At 65.2% G+C, this 18,062-nt stretch carries 13 protein-coding genes; 8 read left to right on the top strand and 5 right to left on the bottom strand.

What is annotated here, in order from left to right:
* Positions 1 to 82 precede the first annotated feature (82 nt).
* Both ABC729_RS23275 and ABC729_RS23270 read left to right on the top strand, forming a co-directional pair.
* Positions 83 to 412 (top strand): PilZ domain-containing protein, encoded by a 330-nt coding sequence (locus tag ABC729_RS23275; RefSeq protein WP_495609997.1) that lies wholly within the window; start codon positions 83 to 85, stop codon positions 410 to 412.
* 70 nt (positions 413 to 482) lie between these two features.
* The gene (locus ABC729_RS23270; RefSeq protein WP_495609996.1) at positions 483 to 1,739 is read left to right on the top strand and encodes an MgtC/SapB family protein; all 1,257 of its coding nucleotides are present in this window, start codon (positions 483 to 485) and stop codon (positions 1,737 to 1,739) included.
* Between the two features lie 67 nt (positions 1,740 to 1,806).
* On the opposite strand, the gene ABC729_RS23265 is transcribed toward ABC729_RS23270, so the two are convergent.
* The 4 genes from ABC729_RS23265 to ABC729_RS23250 form a co-directional block, all read right to left on the bottom strand.
* Complete coding sequence (locus ABC729_RS23265) at positions 1,807 to 5,307, bottom strand: hybrid sensor histidine kinase/response regulator (RefSeq protein ID WP_495609995.1); 3,501 nt, start codon at positions 5,305 to 5,307, stop codon at positions 1,807 to 1,809.
* 200 nt (positions 5,308 to 5,507) lie between these two features.
* The gene (locus tag ABC729_RS23260) at positions 5,508 to 7,847 is read right to left on the bottom strand and encodes a TonB-dependent receptor (RefSeq protein WP_495609994.1); all 2,340 of its coding nucleotides are present in this window, start codon (positions 7,845 to 7,847) and stop codon (positions 5,508 to 5,510) included.
* Positions 7,848 to 8,277: 430 nt separating this feature from the next.
* A complete protein-coding gene (locus ABC729_RS23255; protein WP_495609993.1) occupies positions 8,278 to 9,366 on the bottom strand; it encodes a LacI family DNA-binding transcriptional regulator in 1,089 nt (362 codons plus the stop codon).
* Between the two features lie 41 nt (positions 9,367 to 9,407).
* Positions 9,408 to 10,754: a GH1 family beta-glucosidase gene (locus ABC729_RS23250; protein WP_495609992.1), complete on the bottom strand. Its 1,347-nt coding sequence runs from the start codon at positions 10,752 to 10,754 to the stop codon at positions 9,408 to 9,410.
* 247 nt (positions 10,755 to 11,001) lie between these two features.
* Between ABC729_RS23250 and ABC729_RS23245 the strand changes: the two genes are divergently transcribed.
* Genes ABC729_RS23245 through ABC729_RS23220 form a run of 6 tightly spaced genes read left to right on the top strand, consistent with a single transcriptional unit; the run spans position 11,002 to position 16,290 of the window.
* Complete coding sequence (locus ABC729_RS23245) at positions 11,002 to 12,249, top strand: ABC transporter substrate-binding protein (protein ID WP_495609991.1); 1,248 nt, start codon at positions 11,002 to 11,004, stop codon at positions 12,247 to 12,249.
* A 40-nt stretch (positions 12,250 to 12,289) separates the two neighbouring features.
* Positions 12,290 to 13,159 (top strand): carbohydrate ABC transporter permease, encoded by an 870-nt coding sequence (locus ABC729_RS23240; RefSeq protein WP_495609990.1) that lies wholly within the window; start codon positions 12,290 to 12,292, stop codon positions 13,157 to 13,159.
* Between the two features lie 3 nt (positions 13,160 to 13,162).
* Positions 13,163 to 14,002: a carbohydrate ABC transporter permease gene (locus tag ABC729_RS23235; RefSeq protein ID WP_495609989.1), complete on the top strand. Its 840-nt coding sequence runs from the start codon at positions 13,163 to 13,165 to the stop codon at positions 14,000 to 14,002.
* A 2-nt stretch (positions 14,003 to 14,004) separates the two neighbouring features.
* A complete protein-coding gene (locus ABC729_RS23230) occupies positions 14,005 to 15,093 on the top strand; it encodes an ABC transporter ATP-binding protein (RefSeq protein WP_495609988.1) in 1,089 nt (362 codons plus the stop codon).
* 10 nt (positions 15,094 to 15,103) lie between these two features.
* Entirely contained in the window at positions 15,104 to 15,649 is a 546-nt protein-coding gene (locus ABC729_RS23225) for a gluconokinase (protein WP_495609987.1), read from the top strand.
* A gap of 20 nt (positions 15,650 to 15,669) precedes the next feature.
* Complete coding sequence (locus tag ABC729_RS23220; protein ID WP_495609986.1) at positions 15,670 to 16,290, top strand: hypothetical protein; 621 nt, start codon at positions 15,670 to 15,672, stop codon at positions 16,288 to 16,290.
* Positions 16,291 to 16,314: 24 nt separating this feature from the next.
* On the opposite strand, the gene ABC729_RS23215 is transcribed toward ABC729_RS23220, so the two are convergent.
* Positions 16,315 to 17,916, bottom strand: a complete 1,602-nt coding sequence (locus ABC729_RS23215; protein ID WP_495609985.1) for an alkaline phosphatase D family protein — start codon at positions 17,914 to 17,916, stop codon at positions 16,315 to 16,317.
* Positions 17,917 to 18,062: the final 146 nt, after the last annotated feature.

Raw genomic sequence — 18,062 nt, 5'->3', positions numbered from 1 at the left:
CGGGGTCGGTAATGATCTTTCTATTTCGTCTGGGCAGTATCGGATTGACAGGTATTTTGGTAAAATTGCGTTCATGATTGCCATGTCCGATACCCCGGCTGAACGCCGGATACATCCGCGTAACCCGACTGAACCCATCTTCCTGATGGTCGCCGGCCGCCCGTCCCGTCTGCTCGACTGGTCGTTCGGCGGCCTGCGCGTCCGCCCGGAACAGGCGGGTGGCTTTGTCGTGGGCCAGCGTGTGGATGTCACGATCCTGCGCCCCGACGGGCACAGTTGGGCCCGCTTGCCCGTCACCATCCGCCATGTCGATCATGAGGATGGGGGCGCCTTAGGCGTCATGCTGGTTGATCGGCTGTCGGCCTTCCCGCTGCTACTGGAACTGTTCAACCACTCGCTGGCGCGGGCTTAATCCGTCCGCCTGCTTGCTCTCACCCCTCCCAACGTCGCATGCTGTGCGACGGGAACGGGGAGTTTGAGCATTGCATGACCTGGAAATCCTGATGCGCCTGGGCACCGCACTGGCCATCGGCCTGCTGGTCGGGCTGGAACGCGGCTGGCGGTCGCGCGATCTGGCCGATGGGCAGCGGGCCGCGGGTCTGCGCACCTTCGCGCTCGCAGGCCTTTTGGGTGGTGTGGCCGGTGCCCTGGCCCATGGGCTGGATAATCTTCTGTTCCTGGGCCTCGCCTTCCTGGGCTTCGCGGGTGCCTTCACGGCTTTCCACTGGCTGGAATCGCGGGAGGAAGGCAAGAATTCGGTCACAGGCGTCGTATCCGGTCTGCTGGTCTTCCTGCTGGGTGCCTATTGCATCCTGGGTGAAATAAGGGTGGCCGTGGCCGCCGGCGTGGCCGCCACCCTGCTGCTGGCCCTGCGCGATCCCCTGCATGATTGGCTGCGGCGTCTGCAATGGGTGGAAATCCGCGCCGTTCTGATCCTGGCGGTGATGAGCTTTCTGGCTCTGCCCATCCTGCCCAACGGGCCTGTCGATCCCTGGGGCGTGCTGAACCCCGCTGAAATCTGGTTCCTGGCCATCCTGATCGCCGCCATCTCGTTCGGCGGTTATGTGGCGGTGAAGCTGTTCGGGGAGAAGCGCGGGGTGCTGGTGGCAGCATTGGCCGGCGGTCTCGCGTCATCCACCGCCACCACACTGACCCTGTCGCGCGTCGCCAAGGCACAGCCGGCGGCGTCCCCGTTGCTGGCGGCAGGTATCCTGCTGGCTGGCATGGTCAGCGTGGTGCGCGTGCTACTGGTCGCCCTAGTCCTGAACAGCAGCCTGATGCTGCCGCTGGCCGCCCCCGCCGGGGCCGCCCTGGCCGTGATGGGTCTGTCTGCCCTGATCCTGCTGCGCCGCGACGGCAAGGGGCCGGAGGATACGACCCCGGCCTTGTCCAACCCGCTGGAACTGGGCACGGCCCTGAAGCTGGCCGCCTTCATCGCCCTGGTTCTGGTGGCCGCCGAACTGATCCAGCGTTTCGTGGGCGATACCGGCCTGCTGCTGGCCGCTTCCGCCGCCGGCATTGCCGATGTCGATGCCATCACCGTCGCCATGGCGCGCATGGGGGCCAAGCCCGAAAGCCTGTCACTGGCCGCCGCCTGCATCCTGCTGGCCGTCGGCGTCAACACCATCACCAAATCGGTCATGGCCGGCAGCATCGGCGGCCGCCCCCTGGGCCTGTCCGTCGGCATCCCCAGCCTGACCGCTGTCGCAGCGGGGGCGATGGCGTTCTGGCTGGTATAATACCAGTCGCTCCGCGGATTACGCTTCGCTAATCCGCGCTACACAAAACGGTCGGCCATGGTTTTAACTACGCCGCCCGCCCCCGCCGCTTCTCGGCCAGCATATGGCTCAACAAGGCCCGCAACGCTCCGGGCCGCACGGGCTTGTACAACACCCGGCAGCCCGCCTGCGCCACGCTGTCCTTCACGGCCTCCGTCCGGTCGGCGGTGATGACGGCGGCGGGCAGATCGGACCCGAACCGCGCCCGGATCAGGGACAGGGCGTCCAGCCCGCTCACCCCATGATCCAGATGGTAATCGGTCAGCACAACATCCGGCACCCGGTCGCCCAGCGCGGCCAGTGCCGCCGCCCCCGTCGTCCCCCACACTACCTCGCATGACCATCCCGACAACAGGGCGATGGTCGCCTCGGCGATAGCCGGTTCATTTTCCACGCACAGGACCAGCGTGCCTTCCAGCCCCGTGACACTGGCCCCCACGGCGGGCCGGGCAGGGTCTGCGGCGCGGGCCGACAGCGGCACCTCCACGGCAAAGCACGATCCCTTCCCCTCCACCGACCGCAGGCTGACGCGGTGGCCCAGGATGGCCGCAAACCGCTCAACAATGGACAGGCCCAGGCCCAGCCCCTTGTCGCGGTCGCTCTGCCCATTGCCCAACTGCCGGAACTCCTTGAAAATCTCCTCGCGCTTATCCTCCGGGATACCCGGCCCCGTGTCCCAGACCTCCACCCGCACCGCGCCGGCCAGCCGCCGGCACCCCACCAGGATGCGCCCACGCGGGGTATAGCGCAGGGCATTGGCCAGCAGGTTCTGCACGATGCGGCGCAGCAGGACGGCATCGGTGTCCACGCTTGCCCGGCACGGCACAAAGCGCAGCTGCAATCCGTGCCGCTGCGCCACCACGGCCAGCTCGTCCGTCAGCGGGTGCAGCACATCATCGATGGCCACCGCCGTGCGGTTCGGCTTCACGACCCCCGTATCCAGCTTGGTGACGTCCAGCAGATCACCCAGCAACTGTTCCACCGACCGCAGGGCCGCATCCGCCTGCGTGACCAGCGCATCCGGCCCCCGGTCCAGCGCCGCCGAAATGAACAGCCGCGCCGCGTGCAGCGGCTGCAGAAGGTCGTGGCTGACGGCGGCCAGCAGCCGCGTCTTGGCGTGGTTGGCGCGGTCGGCCTCCGACTTGGCGATGGCCAGATCGATGGTGCGTTCGGCAATCCCGCGTTCCAGCCCTTCATTGGCGGCGCGCAACGCCTCTGCCGCCCGATGCCGGTCCGTGACGTCGGTATAGACGGCCACGAAGCCACCATCGGGCAGCGGGTTGGACAGGATCTCCAGCACCACCCCGTCGGGCCGCGTGCGGTGGAAACTGTCGGGCATGTCGCGGCGCTTGGGGTCAAGGCGGCGGGCGAACAGGGTCTCCATCTCGCCCTCTTCCCCGAACTCCCCCTGGCTTTGCAGATAGGCGACCAGCTCGCCCATGGGCGTGCCCACCTTGATCAGCCCCTCCGGCACTTCCAGCATCTCCAGGAAGCGGCGATTCCAGAGGCGCAGGCGGAAATCCTTGTCCACGGCGCAGATGCCCTTGCCGACATTTTCCAGCGTGGACCGCATCAGCACATGGCTGTCCAGGATGGCGCGCGATGCCTCGTCAATGATCGACCGCGCGTCTGACCGCGACAGCCGCCGGTCGGACAGCAGGCTGGCCACCACCACGCGCGCCGACGCCGATCCGATGGCTCCGGCCAGCAGCCATTCGGTGGCGGCCACCGCCTCCTCATCAATGCGCTGTTTCAGCCCCTCTTCGAATATATCGCGCTTATCATCCGGCCCCATGGCCACCAGTTCACGGAACACCGGTTCCGCGCGCGACCGCCCGACATAGCGCAGCGCCAGTTCATAGAGATCGCCCAGCGTCACCCCGCGCGCCGGGGCCATACCGTCCTGTACGTCATGGCGCATCGAGACGAAACGCCTTGCCTGCTGCTTCTCCAGTTCCGACTGCCCCGTGATGCCGGAGACCAAGGCGATCATGAACAGGTTCAGCACCAGACTGGTCAGCGCCCCATGGGCCAGCGTGTCCAGATCATGGATACCGCCCAAGCCCGTGGGCGTCAGCCAGCCCAGCCCGAACAGGCCCTGGTCCATCAGATGCCCCGGCACCAGCCCGGCCACCGCAAAGGAGGGGATCAGCACCGTATAGACCCAGGCCACGAACCCCACCACCAGCCCGGTGATGGCCCCCGCCTTTGTCACCCGCCGGAAGAACAGACCCATCAGCAGGGCCGGCGCGAACTGGGCCACGCCCGCGAAACTGACCGTACCGATGGTGGCCAGCGGGAAGGTGGTGCCGATCATCAGGTAATAGAGATACGCCATGCCCAGCAGCGCCACCACGGCCACCCGCCGTACCGTCAGCAGCATGGGCTTGGGATCGTGCTGCCACCGCCGCATGGCCGATGGCACGCCCATCAGGATGGGCACGATCAGATCGTTGCAGACCATGGTGGACAGGGCGACCGCCCCCACGATGATCATGCTGGTCGCCGCCGACAGCCCACCCAGAAAGGCCAGGACCGCCATCCAGTCATGGCCCAGCCGCTGCGGCATGGTCACCAGGAACGTGTCAGCATTCACACTGCCATCCGGGAACATCATCAGCCCGGCCAGGGCGACAGGCAGCACAAAGATATTGATGGCAACCAGATACAGCGGGAACAGCCAACTGGCGGTGCGGATATCGCCGACATGGGTGTTTTCCACCACCGTCACATGGAACTGCCGCGGCAGGCACAGGATGGCAAGGGCCGCCAGCAGGGTGATGGACCACCACCCGGCCCCGAAATGCGGGGTCAGAAGATGGGCCAGACGCGGATCACCCGCCGCCCGCTCAAATATCCCCGATGGTCCCCCGGCAACGGCAAAGACGATACCGCCGCCCACCAGGATGGCCGCCCCCAGCTTGACCATGCTTTCGGTGGAAATCGCCATCATCAGGCCGCGATGATGCTCATTCGCATGGATGTTGCGCACCCCGAACAGGATGGCGAACAGGGCCATGGCGCAGGTGATAATGAAGGTCGTCTCGCCTGGAATATCCATCACCCGGTTGGCAAACGGATCACCGGCCAGCGCCTCAAGGCTGATGGTGATGGCCTTCAGCTGCAGCGCGAAATAGGGCAGCACCACCGTGACCGCCATGACAGTGATCAAGGCCGCCAGCACCCGGCTCTTGCCATATCGCGCGGAAATGAAGTCGGAGATGGAGACGGTGTTTTCCGCCTTCGCCACCCTGACCATCTTGGCCAGGATCGGCCAGCCCAGGGAGAAGACCAGGATCGGCCCCACATAGATGGACAGGAAATCCCACCCGCTGGCCGCCGCCCGCCCGATGGCCCCGTAAAAGGTCCAGGATGTGCAGTAAACCGCCAGCGACATGGCATAGAGCAAGGGTGCGCGGCGCTCCTGCACCTCCGGCTGCCGCGCCGCATACCGGTCCCCCCACCAGGCGATGGCGAACAAAGCCGCCAGATACCCCAGCGCCAACCCCAGAACCGGCCAACTCGACATGCATACCCCCCTGGGTGCCGCTTGCTGTGCTTCTTGTTAAGCACATCCTACGCCCGTTGCGGGGGTGCCGTCATGGGGGCGATGGTCGGGGGCGGGTGTGGAACCTCAAACGACAAAGACCCGCCGGCTGTCGGGCCGGCGGGTTGTAAAGGGGGCGTTCGCGGGAAGAAACGAACGCCCGGGGGGAGGAGGCGGGGCGGTCAGAAGCGATAGGCGGCGCGCACGCCCCAGGTGCGGGGCGCGTCATAGAAGGCGCGGGCAACGCCGGCGAAGCCGGGCACGGCCCCCGTGGACGCCGCCTGCTGGCCACGGATGTCGATATTGTTCTTCACCGCCTTGTCCTCCAGGTTCTGCACGAAGGCTTCCAGCTGCCAGTTGGCGGGTGACTCATAGCGCAGCGACAGGTCGGTGCGGGTGTAAGAGGCCTGACGGTCGGTGGCGCGGTTGAAATCGGTCAGGAACATTTCCGACTGATACTTGCTCTGGATGCGCGGCACGATCACGCCGCCATCGGGCAGGTCGAAGAAATGCTCGTAAACGACGGTCACCGCCACCTCCGGCGCGAAGGGCAGCTTCTTGCCCTTCAGGTTGATGGCGCCGTTGGGGTTGGACGCCGTGAAGATGTTGGTGTCCACGGTCTTGAAATCATCATATTCGGCGGACAGCAGCGCCGCCGACACCTGCAGCCGGTCATTGGATGAGACGCGCCAGCTGGCCTCGGACTCCAGGCCATAGATGCTGGCCTTGGTGGCATTCACGGTCACCAGCTGCTGAATGCCATTGGCCCCGATCACCGTATTGGCGCGCAGAATGTCACTATAGTCAGAATAGAAGATGACATTGTTCAGGGTCAGGTCGCCGTCCAGCAACGTCGCCTTCAAGCCCAGCTCATAATTGGTGACATTTTCCGGGTTGGCCGCCGTGCCGCCATCCTGGATCACGCCCGATTTGAAGCCGGTATTGACCATGGCATAGGCCAGCAGGTCGGCAGAGACATCATATTCGCCGCGCGCCATCCAGGTGGTCTTGGACCAGTTCTTGTCGGCATCGTTGCGGGCCGTCACCACGCACAGGCTGGGGATCTGGCTGGTCGGCACGCCGATGACATTGATGCCGCCTGTGGCCGGCGTGGAATTGTTGCGGTTACAGACATAGTTGCGACCGCCCGTGTCCTTCTTGGTGTCCTTGGTATAGCGCAGGCCGCCCGTCACGCGCGCCGCGTCAGTCACATGGAACGTCTCCTGCGTGAACAAGGCCCAGGAGGACAGGTCGCGGCGTGGCTGGATGAAGGTCTGGGCGTCGCGGCGGTCATTGGGATCGAACTGTCCGGGCACGGTGCCGGTATCGTCGCGGAAATCGATATCGAAACGGATATCGTTATCCTCCTTGTAGTAGAAGGCACCGAACAGCCAGTCGAACCGTTCCGCACCCACCGACTTCACCTGCAATTCATGCTGATGACTGTCGAACACGCCGCGCTCGAAGCGCCGTTCCTCGGCAAAGGCCGCCGACACCGGCGGGCGCGGCAGGGCGCGCAGGACCGGGTCCAGCTGGTAGCCCACATCATTGTCGTTCACATTCTGCCGCGTCATGTGGGCCCAGCCGAACAGATAACTGACCTCGACGCTCTCCACCGGCTGGTAATCGGCGCGCACGCGCACGGTATCATTGACCTGGTCCAGCATGCCGGGGCTGTCGATCACCGCCGACCGGCGCGTGGTGCCGGGCAGCGGCGTGACATTGACGGGTACCGTACCCGCCCCCTGGTCAGAGAAGCGCTCAGCCGACACGAACAGCTTGAAATTCTCCGCCGGGGTCCATTGCGCGCTGACGCGGCCGGAATAACGGTTGGCATTGTCGTATTTGTCGGCACCGGGCGGCACCTTGGACCCAGCGGCAAAATCGATGAAACCCTCGCGGTTCTCCACATAGCCGGCGGCGCGGATGGCCAGAGTGTCGGTGACGGGCAGGTTCAGATGGCCCTTCACGCGGAACAGGCTGTAATTGCCCGCCGTCAGGTCGACGGAACCTGACGCCTTCTCCGCGTTTGGCTTGGCCGTGATGATATTGACCACGCCGGCATTGGAATTGCGGCCAAACAGCGTGCCCTGCGGCCCGCGCAGCACTTCCACCCGCTCCACATCATACAGCAGGGCCGTGGCCCCCTGCGGGCGGGGTGAATAGATGCCGTCAACATGGAAGGCGACTGCGGGGTCGCCCACCTCCGTGCGGTTGGTGGAAACGATGCCACGGATGGCCACGTCCACGGCGGCCTGGTTGCTGCTCTGGCCGATCTGCAGGCCGGGCACCAGGGACACGATACTTTTCAGGTCAGAAACCTGCAGCTGGTCCAGCGCCTGCTGGCTCAGCGCCGTCACCGCCACGGGCGTGTCCTGCAAGGATACGGCGCGTTTTTCGGCGGTCACGATGATCTCCTCCAGCATGGCGCTGGAGGTCTGGGCCAGGGCCGGCGTGGCGGTGGCCCCCAAAGCCGTGGCGGCAAGCAGGAATGTCTTGATGGTGCTGATCTTGGTCTTCATGGGTTCTCTCCCTCCCTGTTCCGGGCAAAATTCTCCCCTGACCGGCACGGGGCACCCGTCCGGCTGGGCATGTTGCGGGCAATAAGCACCCGTTTCCGCACGGGGGTACGCCTGTGCGGGGGATCGGGTTTTCTTGGGTGTGATTGGGGCGGGCGCGGCGGTGACGGAGCGGAAACACCGCTCCCGTCCCCCCGCCTACAGCTTCAAGCGCCGCCTTTCTTCGTCATCCCGGCTAAAGCCGGGACCCAGGAGCCAAATACCCGACCTTTCGGCAGCTTTGATGAACGCTGCGCCGCGGTTTGATCCTATGGCTCTGGGTCCCGGCTTCCGCCGGGATGACGAGGGGAGCGGCTTGGCTCGCCCCTACGCCGTCAGGTCTTTTCTGCTTTCATGAGCTGTCCTCTCTCCCTCTTGTCTGCGGTCGGGCCTTTCAGGCGCCTTGTCCCGCTTGGTGTTGGTTGTCCCGGGCCGTGGCCTGGGTGCGCAGTTCCATGCGGAACCGTTGCAGATCGTCGATGCGCTGATAGGGCAGCACCGTTTGCAGATTTTCTGCATGCTCCCCGCCCAGCAGGGCCAGCATGTGGCGGGCCAGCTCCTCGCCATCGCGGCGCTGTGGCTGGTAGTAATAGGTCACGCCCTGTTCGAACGGCATGCGGAACGGCATGCCCCCGAACCCGACAATGCGCAGCCCGTCCCGCGCCGGGTCCATGCCCTGTTCCAGGGCCGCCTCCATGGCACCGAACATCGACAGCTGATTGGCGCAGACAATGGCCGTCACGCTGCTGTCCCGCGCCAGAAGGTCGCGCACGGCATCCTGACTGGCCCAGACTGACAGGTTGGCCGTGACCAGCAACGACTTGTCCCAGGGAATGCCCAATTCGGCCAACGCCCGCTGATATCCGCGCAGCCGGAACCCGGCATAGGTCATGTTGCCCGTGGGGTTGAACAGGGCGATGCGCCTGTGCCCGTCCGCCGCCAGACGGATGACCGCATCATAAATCCCGCCCTCATCATCATGATCGACAAAGGCGTGGGGGCTGTGCAGTTCGGTGCGGCCAAAGCTGACGAACGGGAACTTGAATTCCAGGCAGAAGCGCGCCCGTTCATCCATGGGCGTGGTGCGGGAAAAGATGATGCCGTCGGCCAGCCGCTGCTGAAACACCCGCCGCACCGTCTCCAGCGGCGATTGGCTGGCCGTCTGCGCCAGGACGATCAGGTTGTAGCTGTCACTCTCCAGCGTGCGCGACACGCCCTCCACCTGCGCCAGAAAGCCGGCATCGCCGTAATCCGCAACCTCGGGCGCGAAGAAGACCGAACAGATCTTCATGGTGCGCCCGGTGCGCAGATAGACGCCGCCGGCATCGGGCAGGTAACCTAGGGTCGCTGCCGCCTGCTTCACCCGTGCCACCGTGTCCGGCTTCACCTCCGGCCCGTCCTTCAGCGCCCGGGACACGGTCGTGATCGACAGGCCCAGATGCTCGGCAAGGGTTTTCAGGTTGGTGCGCTGGCTTTGTTGCATGGCGGTCGGCTCGTCTTTTCACCTTTTGAAGGTTGCAGAGATTACGGGCAATCGGCGGGCAGGGGCACCTCATTCTCATGCATCACGCGGCGCATGAAATCGAACGACGCCTTGGGCGTGCGCTTACACGTCTGATAGTCCACATGCACCAGACCGAAACGCTTATTGTACCCGTGCGCCCATTCGAAATTGTCCAGCAGCGACCAGGGCATATAGCCCCTGATATCGGCCCCTTCCGAAATCGCCCGGTGCATGCCGGCCAGATAATCGCGGTAATAGGCGATGCGATCCTGATCGTCGATGCGGCCATCGGGACCGGGAATGTCCAGGAAGGCGGCCCCGTTCTCCGTCACGTAAACGGGCGGATTGCCATAATCGCGGCGCAAACCATCCAGCGCCTGATAGAAGGCGTGACCATCGATGCCCCAGTTCATCTCCGTCCGGCGCAGATATTTGGGCGGCTCCACGATGCGGAACGGCCACGCCGTTCCCTCCGCCGGCGACAGATATGTCGGGAAATAATGGTTCACCCCCTGGTAATCCACGGGCTGATGGATCTCCGCCATGTCGCCCGCCTGGATATGCGGGGCGAACCGGTCCAGGACGCTGTCGGGATAGCGGCCCAGATGCACAGGGCCTAAGAACACCCCGTTCCACTTATCCTCAAACAGCTTCACCAGATGGGCGTCACGCTCCGCAAACTGGGGCAACGGGCGGCCCGTATGCACCGGCAGGACGAAGCCGACCGGCACGCCGGGTGCCAGATCGCGCACCACACGCACCGCCCGTCCATGGGCCAGATTCAGATGGTGGGCGACGCGCACGGCGGCGCGCGGGTCGGCCAGACCGGGCGCGTGCCGCCCCTCCTCATTCCCGACCCAGGCGCAGACCGACGGTTCGTTGAAGGTGACCCAGGTCTTCGCCCGGTCGCCCAGGCGGCGCACCATCAGGGCGGTATAGTCGGCAAACCATGCCGCACTGTCGCGGTTGACCCAGCCGCCCTTGTCCTGCAACGCCTGCGGCAGGTCCCAATGGTACAGGCAGGGCCAGGGCTCCAGCCCGCGTTCCAGCATGCCATCGACCAGCCGGTCATAGAAATCCAGACCCTTCTGGTTGGTGGCCCCGGTCCCGTCCGGCTGTACCCGCCCCCACATGATGGAGAAACGGTATTGCTGCGCGCCCAGGGTGCGGATCAGGTCCAGGTCTTCCTGCCAGCGATGATAATGGTCGCAGGCGACGGTGCCGGTATCGCCATTGGCAACCCGGCCGGGGGTGGCGCAATAGGTGTCCCAGATGCTGGGCCCGCGCCCGTCATCGGGCGCCCCGCCTTCGATCTGATAGCTGGAGGTGGAGACCCCCCACCTGAACCCATCGGGAAAACGCATCATCGCCGTCATTCGTTGCCTGTCGGAAAAGGAGGGCAGCCGGAAGCACCCTGCAAGGCCAGAGACCCCGCAGACGGAAAGCGGCCCCCGTGGAACCGTCCATGTCAAAAATCGTAACGTTTCGAAAAATGCCTGTCCAGACGGAATCTGCAGTATTTCCAATTTTTCTGCGCTCGTTTTCTGCATTTGACATTCGCCGCCGCCTGCCCATACTTCACCGAAATCGAAACGTTTTGGATTGTGCGGCGCGATGATGATCACGCTCAAAAAATGCTGCACCGCCACAAAAATCACAGCCATCGCCTGTCTGGCCCTTGTGGGCACCGCATCAGGGGCGCAGGAACTGGAGGTGATGCACTGGCTGACCTCGGGCGGGGAATCCGCCTCGCTGTCGGTGGTGCGTCAGGCCTTCCGTGATCAGGGCGGGGTGTGGCGCGATGCGCCGGTGCCGGGCGGGTCCTCGGCGCGGGCCGCCGCCGTCAACCGTATCCTGGGCGGCAACCCGCCGCCGGTCTTCCTGTTTTCGCTAGGCGCGCAGCTGACGGAACTGTCCAGCCACGGTCTGGTCATCGCCGCCCCTGGCGCCGGGGAGGAATGGGACCGCGTCCTGCCACCGCTGCTGACCCGGTCGGCGCGGTATCAGGGCCGCTACATGGCGGCACCCCTGAACATCCATGGCGAGAACTGGATGTTCTACAATACCGCCCTGCTGCAGCAGGCGGGGCTGGCGGTGCCACGCAGCTGGGATGCATTCATCGCGGCGGCGGCAAGGCTGAAAGCCATGGGCAAGACCCCCATCGCGCTGGGCGGGCAGCCCTGGCAGGAACGGCTGCTGTTCAACGCCGTGCTGCTGGGCATGGGCGGACGCACCTTCTACCGCCGGGTCTATGAGGCGCTGGATGAGGCCGCCCTCTCCTCCCCCACCATGCTGTCGGTGTTCCGCACCTTCGCCAGCCTGCGCCCCTTCGTGGATGAAGGCAGCCCCGGTCGGCGCTGGAACCAGGCGACCGCCATGCTGATGCGCGGCGACGCGGCGTTTCAGTTCATGGGCGATTGGGCCAAGGGGGACATAAGGGCGGCGGGGATGGAACCGGGGGTGCAGATAGGCTGCGCCCTGGCCCCCGCCCCTGACCCGGCCTACATCATGGTGGTGGATGCCTTCGCCTTCACCACGCCGCGCGATGCGGCGACGGCAGAGGCGCAGAAACGCTTCGTGTCGGTGATGATGGATCCCGCCGTACAGGCCGGGCTGAACCAGGCCAAGGGGTCGATCCCCGTGCGCACCGATGTGCCCGATGAAGGTTTCGACCCTTGCGCGAAACAGGCCATGGCCCTGATCCGCGACCCGGACACCAACCTCGCCTCCACCGGCATGGGCCTGTCGGGTGGCATGGCCGGGGCGCTGGACGATGCCATTTCCCATTTCTGGAACGATCCGCGCCTGACGCCCGAACAGGGGCAGGAATTGCTGCGCAAATCCATCCTGGCCTTCCGCTGACCCGGACCGCCAGCAACAGTAACGACAAAGGGAGGACGGGATGAAGCCATCGCACCGGGCACCCACCATCGCCCTGCTGCCGGCGGGGATGATCACCTTCGTCTGCTTCTATCTGTTCATCGCCTGGACCTTCGCCATCTCCCTGACCGGCTCGCAGCTGCTGCCCAGCTGGGAATTCGTGGGGCTGCTTCAGTATGAGCGGCTGTTCGCGTCGGCCCGCTGGTGGACGGCGCTGGGCAACATGGCGCTCTATGGCGCGCTGTTCATCACCGGCTGCCTCAGTGTCGGCTATCTGCTGGCCATCCTGATCGACCGGGGCGTGCGGGCGGAGGGGGCATACCGCACAATCTTCATGCTGCCGCTCTCCATGTCCTTCGTGGTCACCGGCATCATCTGGCAATGGATGCTGAACCCCGGCCTGGGCATCCAGCAGGCGGTGCGCGGTCTGGGGTGGGAGGAGTTCGCCTTCAACTGGCTGGTCCGCGCCGACCGCTCCATCTACACGGTGGCTTTGGCCGGCATCTGGCAGCAATCGGGCCTGTGCATGGCCCTGTTCCTGGCGGGGTTGCGCGGCGTTGATCCGAACATCTGGAAGGCGGCGAAGGTGGATGGCATCCCGACATGGCGAGTCTATGCCGCCATCGTCACGCCCATGCTGCGCCCCGTCTTCTTCACCGCCGGCATCCTGCTCTTCTCCCTGGTCGTGAAATCTTTCGATCTGGTGGTGGCGCTGACGGGCGGCGGCCCCGGCTTCTCCTCCGACCTGCCGGCCCGCTTCGTGATGGAACATATTTTGAACCGGCAGGAACTGGGCCTGGGTGCCGCCGGTGCCTGCATGATGCTGGCCACCATCGCCGCCGTGGTCGGCCCCTATCTCTATGCCGAGATCAGGCAGAAAAAGGGGAGCTGAACCATGCGCCGTTTTCCACTTTACCTGATGCTGACCATCGCGGCGCTGATGGTGGTGTTCCCGCTGCTGGTCATGCTCTCCACCTCGCTGAAGCCGCTGGACGAGATCAATAATGGCAGCCTGTTCGCCCTGCCGCAGGACCCGACGGTCGGTGCCTGGGCCAAGGCCTGGGGCGGGGCCTGCATCTCCGGTACCTGCCGGGGCCTGTCGGTCTGGTTCGGCAATTCCTTTGCCATCGTGCTGCCGGCCCTGTTCTGCTCCCTGGGCCTGGGCGCTCTGACCGGTTACGCGCTCAGCCTGCGCACCGCCAAATGGGTGGACATGCTGTTCGCGGCCTTGTTGATCGGCCTGTTCATCCCGCCGCAGGTGACGCTTTACCCTATGATCGTGCTGGTGCGCGAAATGGGCCTGTTCGGCACGCTCGGCGGGCTGGTCTTCGCCCATACGGTCTGGGGCCTGGCCTTCGTCACGCTGTTGTTCCGCAACTTCTTCCTGTCGGTGCCGCGTGACCTGCTGAAGGCGGCGCGCATCGATGGGGCAGGCTTCCTGGCCACCTTCTGGCACGTGATGCTGCCCCTGTCGCTGCCGGTCTGCGCCGTCGCCCTGGTGCTGCAATTCACCTATATCTGGAACGATTTCATCCTGGGCCTGACCTTCGCGGGTCCGGGGCAGCAGCCGGTGACGGTGGCACTCAACGTGCTGGCCGGGTCGCAGTTCGGGCCACAGGAATACAATGTCAACATGGCTGCGACCATGATCGCAGCATTACCCACCATCCTGGTCTATCTCCTGTCCGGACGCCTGTTCGTGCGCGGGATCGCGGCCGGGGCCGTGAAGGGATAAGAATGATGCAACGCGTAAATCTGCAAGGCATCGCCAAAAGCTTTGGCAGCACCAATGTCCTGGAACGGATCGACCTGGATATCGAACCCGGTGAATTCCTGGTCCTGCTGGGCCCGTCCGGCTGTGGCAAGTCCACGCTGCTGAACATCGTGGCGGGGCTGGAGGAACCGACGGGCGGGCGCATCCATTTCGGCGACCGCGACGTGACCGGCCTGGAGCCCGATCAGCGCGACATCGCCATGGTGTTCCAGTCCTACGCGCTTTACCCCACCATGTCCGTGCGCCGGAATATCGGCTTCGGCCTCACCATGCGCGGCCTGGACCGGGCCTCGGTGGCAGACAAGGTGGCGGGCGTGGCCAAGCTGTTGCAGATCGAACATCTGCTGGACCGCAAGCCGTCGCAGCTATCGGGTGGGCAGCAGCAGCGGGTGGCCATCGGCCGCGCCCTGGTGCGCGAACCGCAGGTGTTCCTGCTGGATGAACCCTTGTCCAACCTGGACGCCAAGCTGCGCGCCGACATGCGGGTGGAATTGAAACGCCTGCATGAACGCTCCCGCCGCACCACGCTCTATGTCACCCATGATCAGGTGGAGGCCATGACCTTGGCCAGCCGCATCGTGGTGATGAACAAGGGAAGGGTGCAGCAATGCGACCGTCCGGAAGTGGTCTATGCCAGGCCCGCCAACCGGTTCGTGGCCGGTTTCGTGGGCGCCCCCACCATGAATTTCCTGGAAGGGGAACTGGCGCTGGCCGATGACGGCCCCGCCCTGCGCCTGGATGATCATCTGCTGCCCCTACCGGGCCTGCGGGCGGGCACGGGCCTGCAGGTGGGGCAGCGGCTGGTCCTGGGCCTGCGGCCGGAGCATCTGTCCCTGGCCCCGGCTGGCGAGGGCGGAACCTGTGAAGGTCAGGTCCTGATGACCGAACCCACAGGCCCCGACACCTATGTCCTGATCCGGCTGGCCGGGCGGGAAGTAACCGCCCGCATGCCCCCCGGCGTGGCCCTGTCTGCCGGACAAACGGTCGGCCTGCGTCTGGACGGCGCATCGGCCAGCCTTTTCGACACCGGCGAGGGGCTGCGGCTGAATTGAGGTCGTCACGATGTGCGCACAAAAGCCCCTGGTGCTGGTAATGGGGGTCAGCGGCTGTGGAAAATCCAGCCTGGGCGCCGCCCTGGCCCAGGCGTTGGGGATGGAATTTCTCGAAGGGGACCGGCTGCACCCGCCCGACAATGTCGCCCGCATGCAGGCCGGCATTCCCCTGACCGATGCCGACCGCCAGGGCTGGTTGGAAGCCATCGCCGCTGAAATCCACCATGCATCCGTCACCGGTCACGGTCTGATTGTTGCCTGTTCAGCCCTGAAGCGACGCTACCGTGACCTGCTGCGGGCCGGCGGTCTCCCGCTCTGGGTCATCCATATGCACGGCCCCCGCGCCGTGCTGGCGGACCGCATGGCGGCACGGTCGGGCCATTTCATGCCCGTCACCCTGCTGGACAGTCAGCTGGAGACGCTGGAAATGCCGGAAGGGGAGGATCGAACGCTGACCCTGGACCTCTGTCGCCCCCTGCCGAAGCTGCTGACCGCAGCGCTGGATTTCATCGGGTGCGGGGTTGCGGCACCCCCGTCATCTACGTCACTCTGCTGAAGGACCCTCACGGAGCCTTCATGCCTCCCCTCACCCGCCGCGCCCTGATGTTGCTGCTGCTCCTGCTGCCGCATCCCTCATGGGCCTGCGATATGGTGGAGGGTGCAGGCCCAGCATCCGTGTACGAACTGGTGGCCCGCGCGGACCTGATACTGCTGGCCCGTGTCACCGGGTCCTGGCCGCTGCGGCCCGATCTGGTGGAAACCTTCACAGGGCCACCCCAGGTCGGGTTCACACCGGTTGAGGTGTTGAAAGGCACGACCGCTCCAACCGTGCCGGTGGCCGGGCGACTGGACGATGCCTTCCTGACGCGTAGCCCTGTCTGCCCCGTCCCGGTCTACACCCGCAATGCCCGCTACCTGCTGTTCCTGCGTCACCAGGGCGACCAGTTCACGACCATCCTGGGCAGTCGCGGCGATGGCACGCGGCCATTCCAGCTATCCGTCGGGAACGACACACCCCTGTCCTTGATCCGGCTGTTCGTGCAGGTCCAGCGACAGAACACAAAGGAACAGCAACGACAGGCGCTGGAAGCCCTGGCGGCGCAACGTCTGCGCCCCGACGCCAGTGCTGGCGAACAGCTGGAGGCGCGCCATATCCTGGACTATCTGCGCTCCCTCTCCACCCCACCGCGCAACTGATGCCATCGGCAGGGTTGGTCAGGCTCACCCCTTCTGCACCCCCGGCTTGCCCGGATCGACGGCAAACTTGGCGCGCGAGGACAGTTTGCCGCCCGGCGTGCTGACCTGATCCAGGACCTTCAGGTCCATGGTCAGGTGCTTCGGCGTGACCTCGCAGATGCCATAGCCGCGCTGATCGTTGATCAGCTTGATATGTGGGTTCTCGGCCAGCATGCCCTTGGCCGCTGGACGCTGCTCTCCGCCATCACCGCCGGACGAGATGGAGGTGACGACGAACTCGCTGGCCACGACGGCGCTGTTCGGGTCCTTGTCGTCGAAAATCACATTGCCGACGATGTTCTGATGCTCGTCACCGGTCAGGACGACGGTGTTGCGGATGTTGTTGCCCTGGATATGCTTCAACAGGCGGGCGCGGGCCACGCGGTAGGGGTCCCAGGTGTCCAGGTTGCGGATATTGGCCTCGCCCGGCTCCCGGTCGCATGGCATCAGCATGACCTGCTGTGCCAGCAGGTTGAACCGAGCCTTGCCCTGGGCCAACCCGTCGAACAGCCACTTTTCCTGTGTCTCACCCAGCACCGTCAGGTTGGGATTATCGACATCGGGGCAGGCCGGGCGGAACCCGTCGCGACAGGGCTGGTCGCTGCGATATTGGCGGGTGTCCAGCACATGCATATCCACCAGATCGCCGAATGCAAACTTGCGGAACAGTTGCATCCGCGCCCCATCGGGCAGCGACGAGCGCCGGAACGGCAGATGCTCGTAATAGGCCTGGGCGGCCGCAGCGCGGCGCAGGCGGAAGATGTCGGGCGGGGTATTGTCCCAGTTGAAGTCAGAAGCCCAATTATCCACCACCTCATGATCGTCCCAGACGGCGATCCAGGGGGCGGCGGCATGGGCCTTCTGCAGGTCGGTATCCAGCTTGTACTTGGCATAGCGCCGGCGATACTCGTCCAGCGACACCGGGTCCGGCAGGTCGGCGCGGCGCGGGCTGGGCACCACATCTTCCAGATGGCGGCTGAAATAGAAGGGCCGCGACTGCCCCTCATAGATGTAGTCGCCATAGTGATAGACGAAATCCACCTCTTCGCGGGCCAGATGGTCAAAGGCCGTGAACAGGCCCTGATCGTAATTCTGACAGCCCGCGACGGCGAAGCGTAGCTTGGCCAGCGGCGCGCCGGCGGCAGGTGCGGTCACCGCGCGGCCCTGCATGGAGCGATGGTCGCCACAGCGGAACCGATACCAGTAGGGACGCCCCGGTTGCAGCCCCGCCACCTCCACATGCACCGCATGGCCCAGTTCGGGATGGGCGAGCGCCGTGCCCTTGGTCGCTACCTTGCGGAACAGCCGGTCCTCCGCCACCTCCCAATCCACGGGGATGATGTCGCTGGACATGCCGTAACCGGGTTCAAGCGGTCGGGGTGCCAGACGCGTCCAGATCACGAATCCATCGGGCCAGGGCTCACCTGATGCCACGCCCAGCTGGAACGGATAATCGATGAAATTGACCGCGCCAAAGGCCAGACGCGGGGCCACAGGAATGGCCAGGGCTGCCACCGCCAAACTTCCGGCCCCGCGCAGAAGCTGACGGCGGGACAGGGCAAGGGTGGATGGCAGCACGGATTTCATCAAGGACAACCCACGGATAACGCCCCACCCAGGCCGCCATCAGGGCGGGCCGGGCAGGTGACGTGAATGCAAAGAGGGACGAACCCGCATTCCGGTTTCGTCACCTCTGCTTGTGACAGAGGTCGGGGCGGATTGGCAAGTACCCG

This window comes from Niveispirillum sp. CC-CTL257 (genome assembly GCF_059489915.1).
The sequence above is the reverse complement of the archived record's forward strand: the minus strand, read 5'-3'. Positions and strand labels throughout refer to the sequence as shown.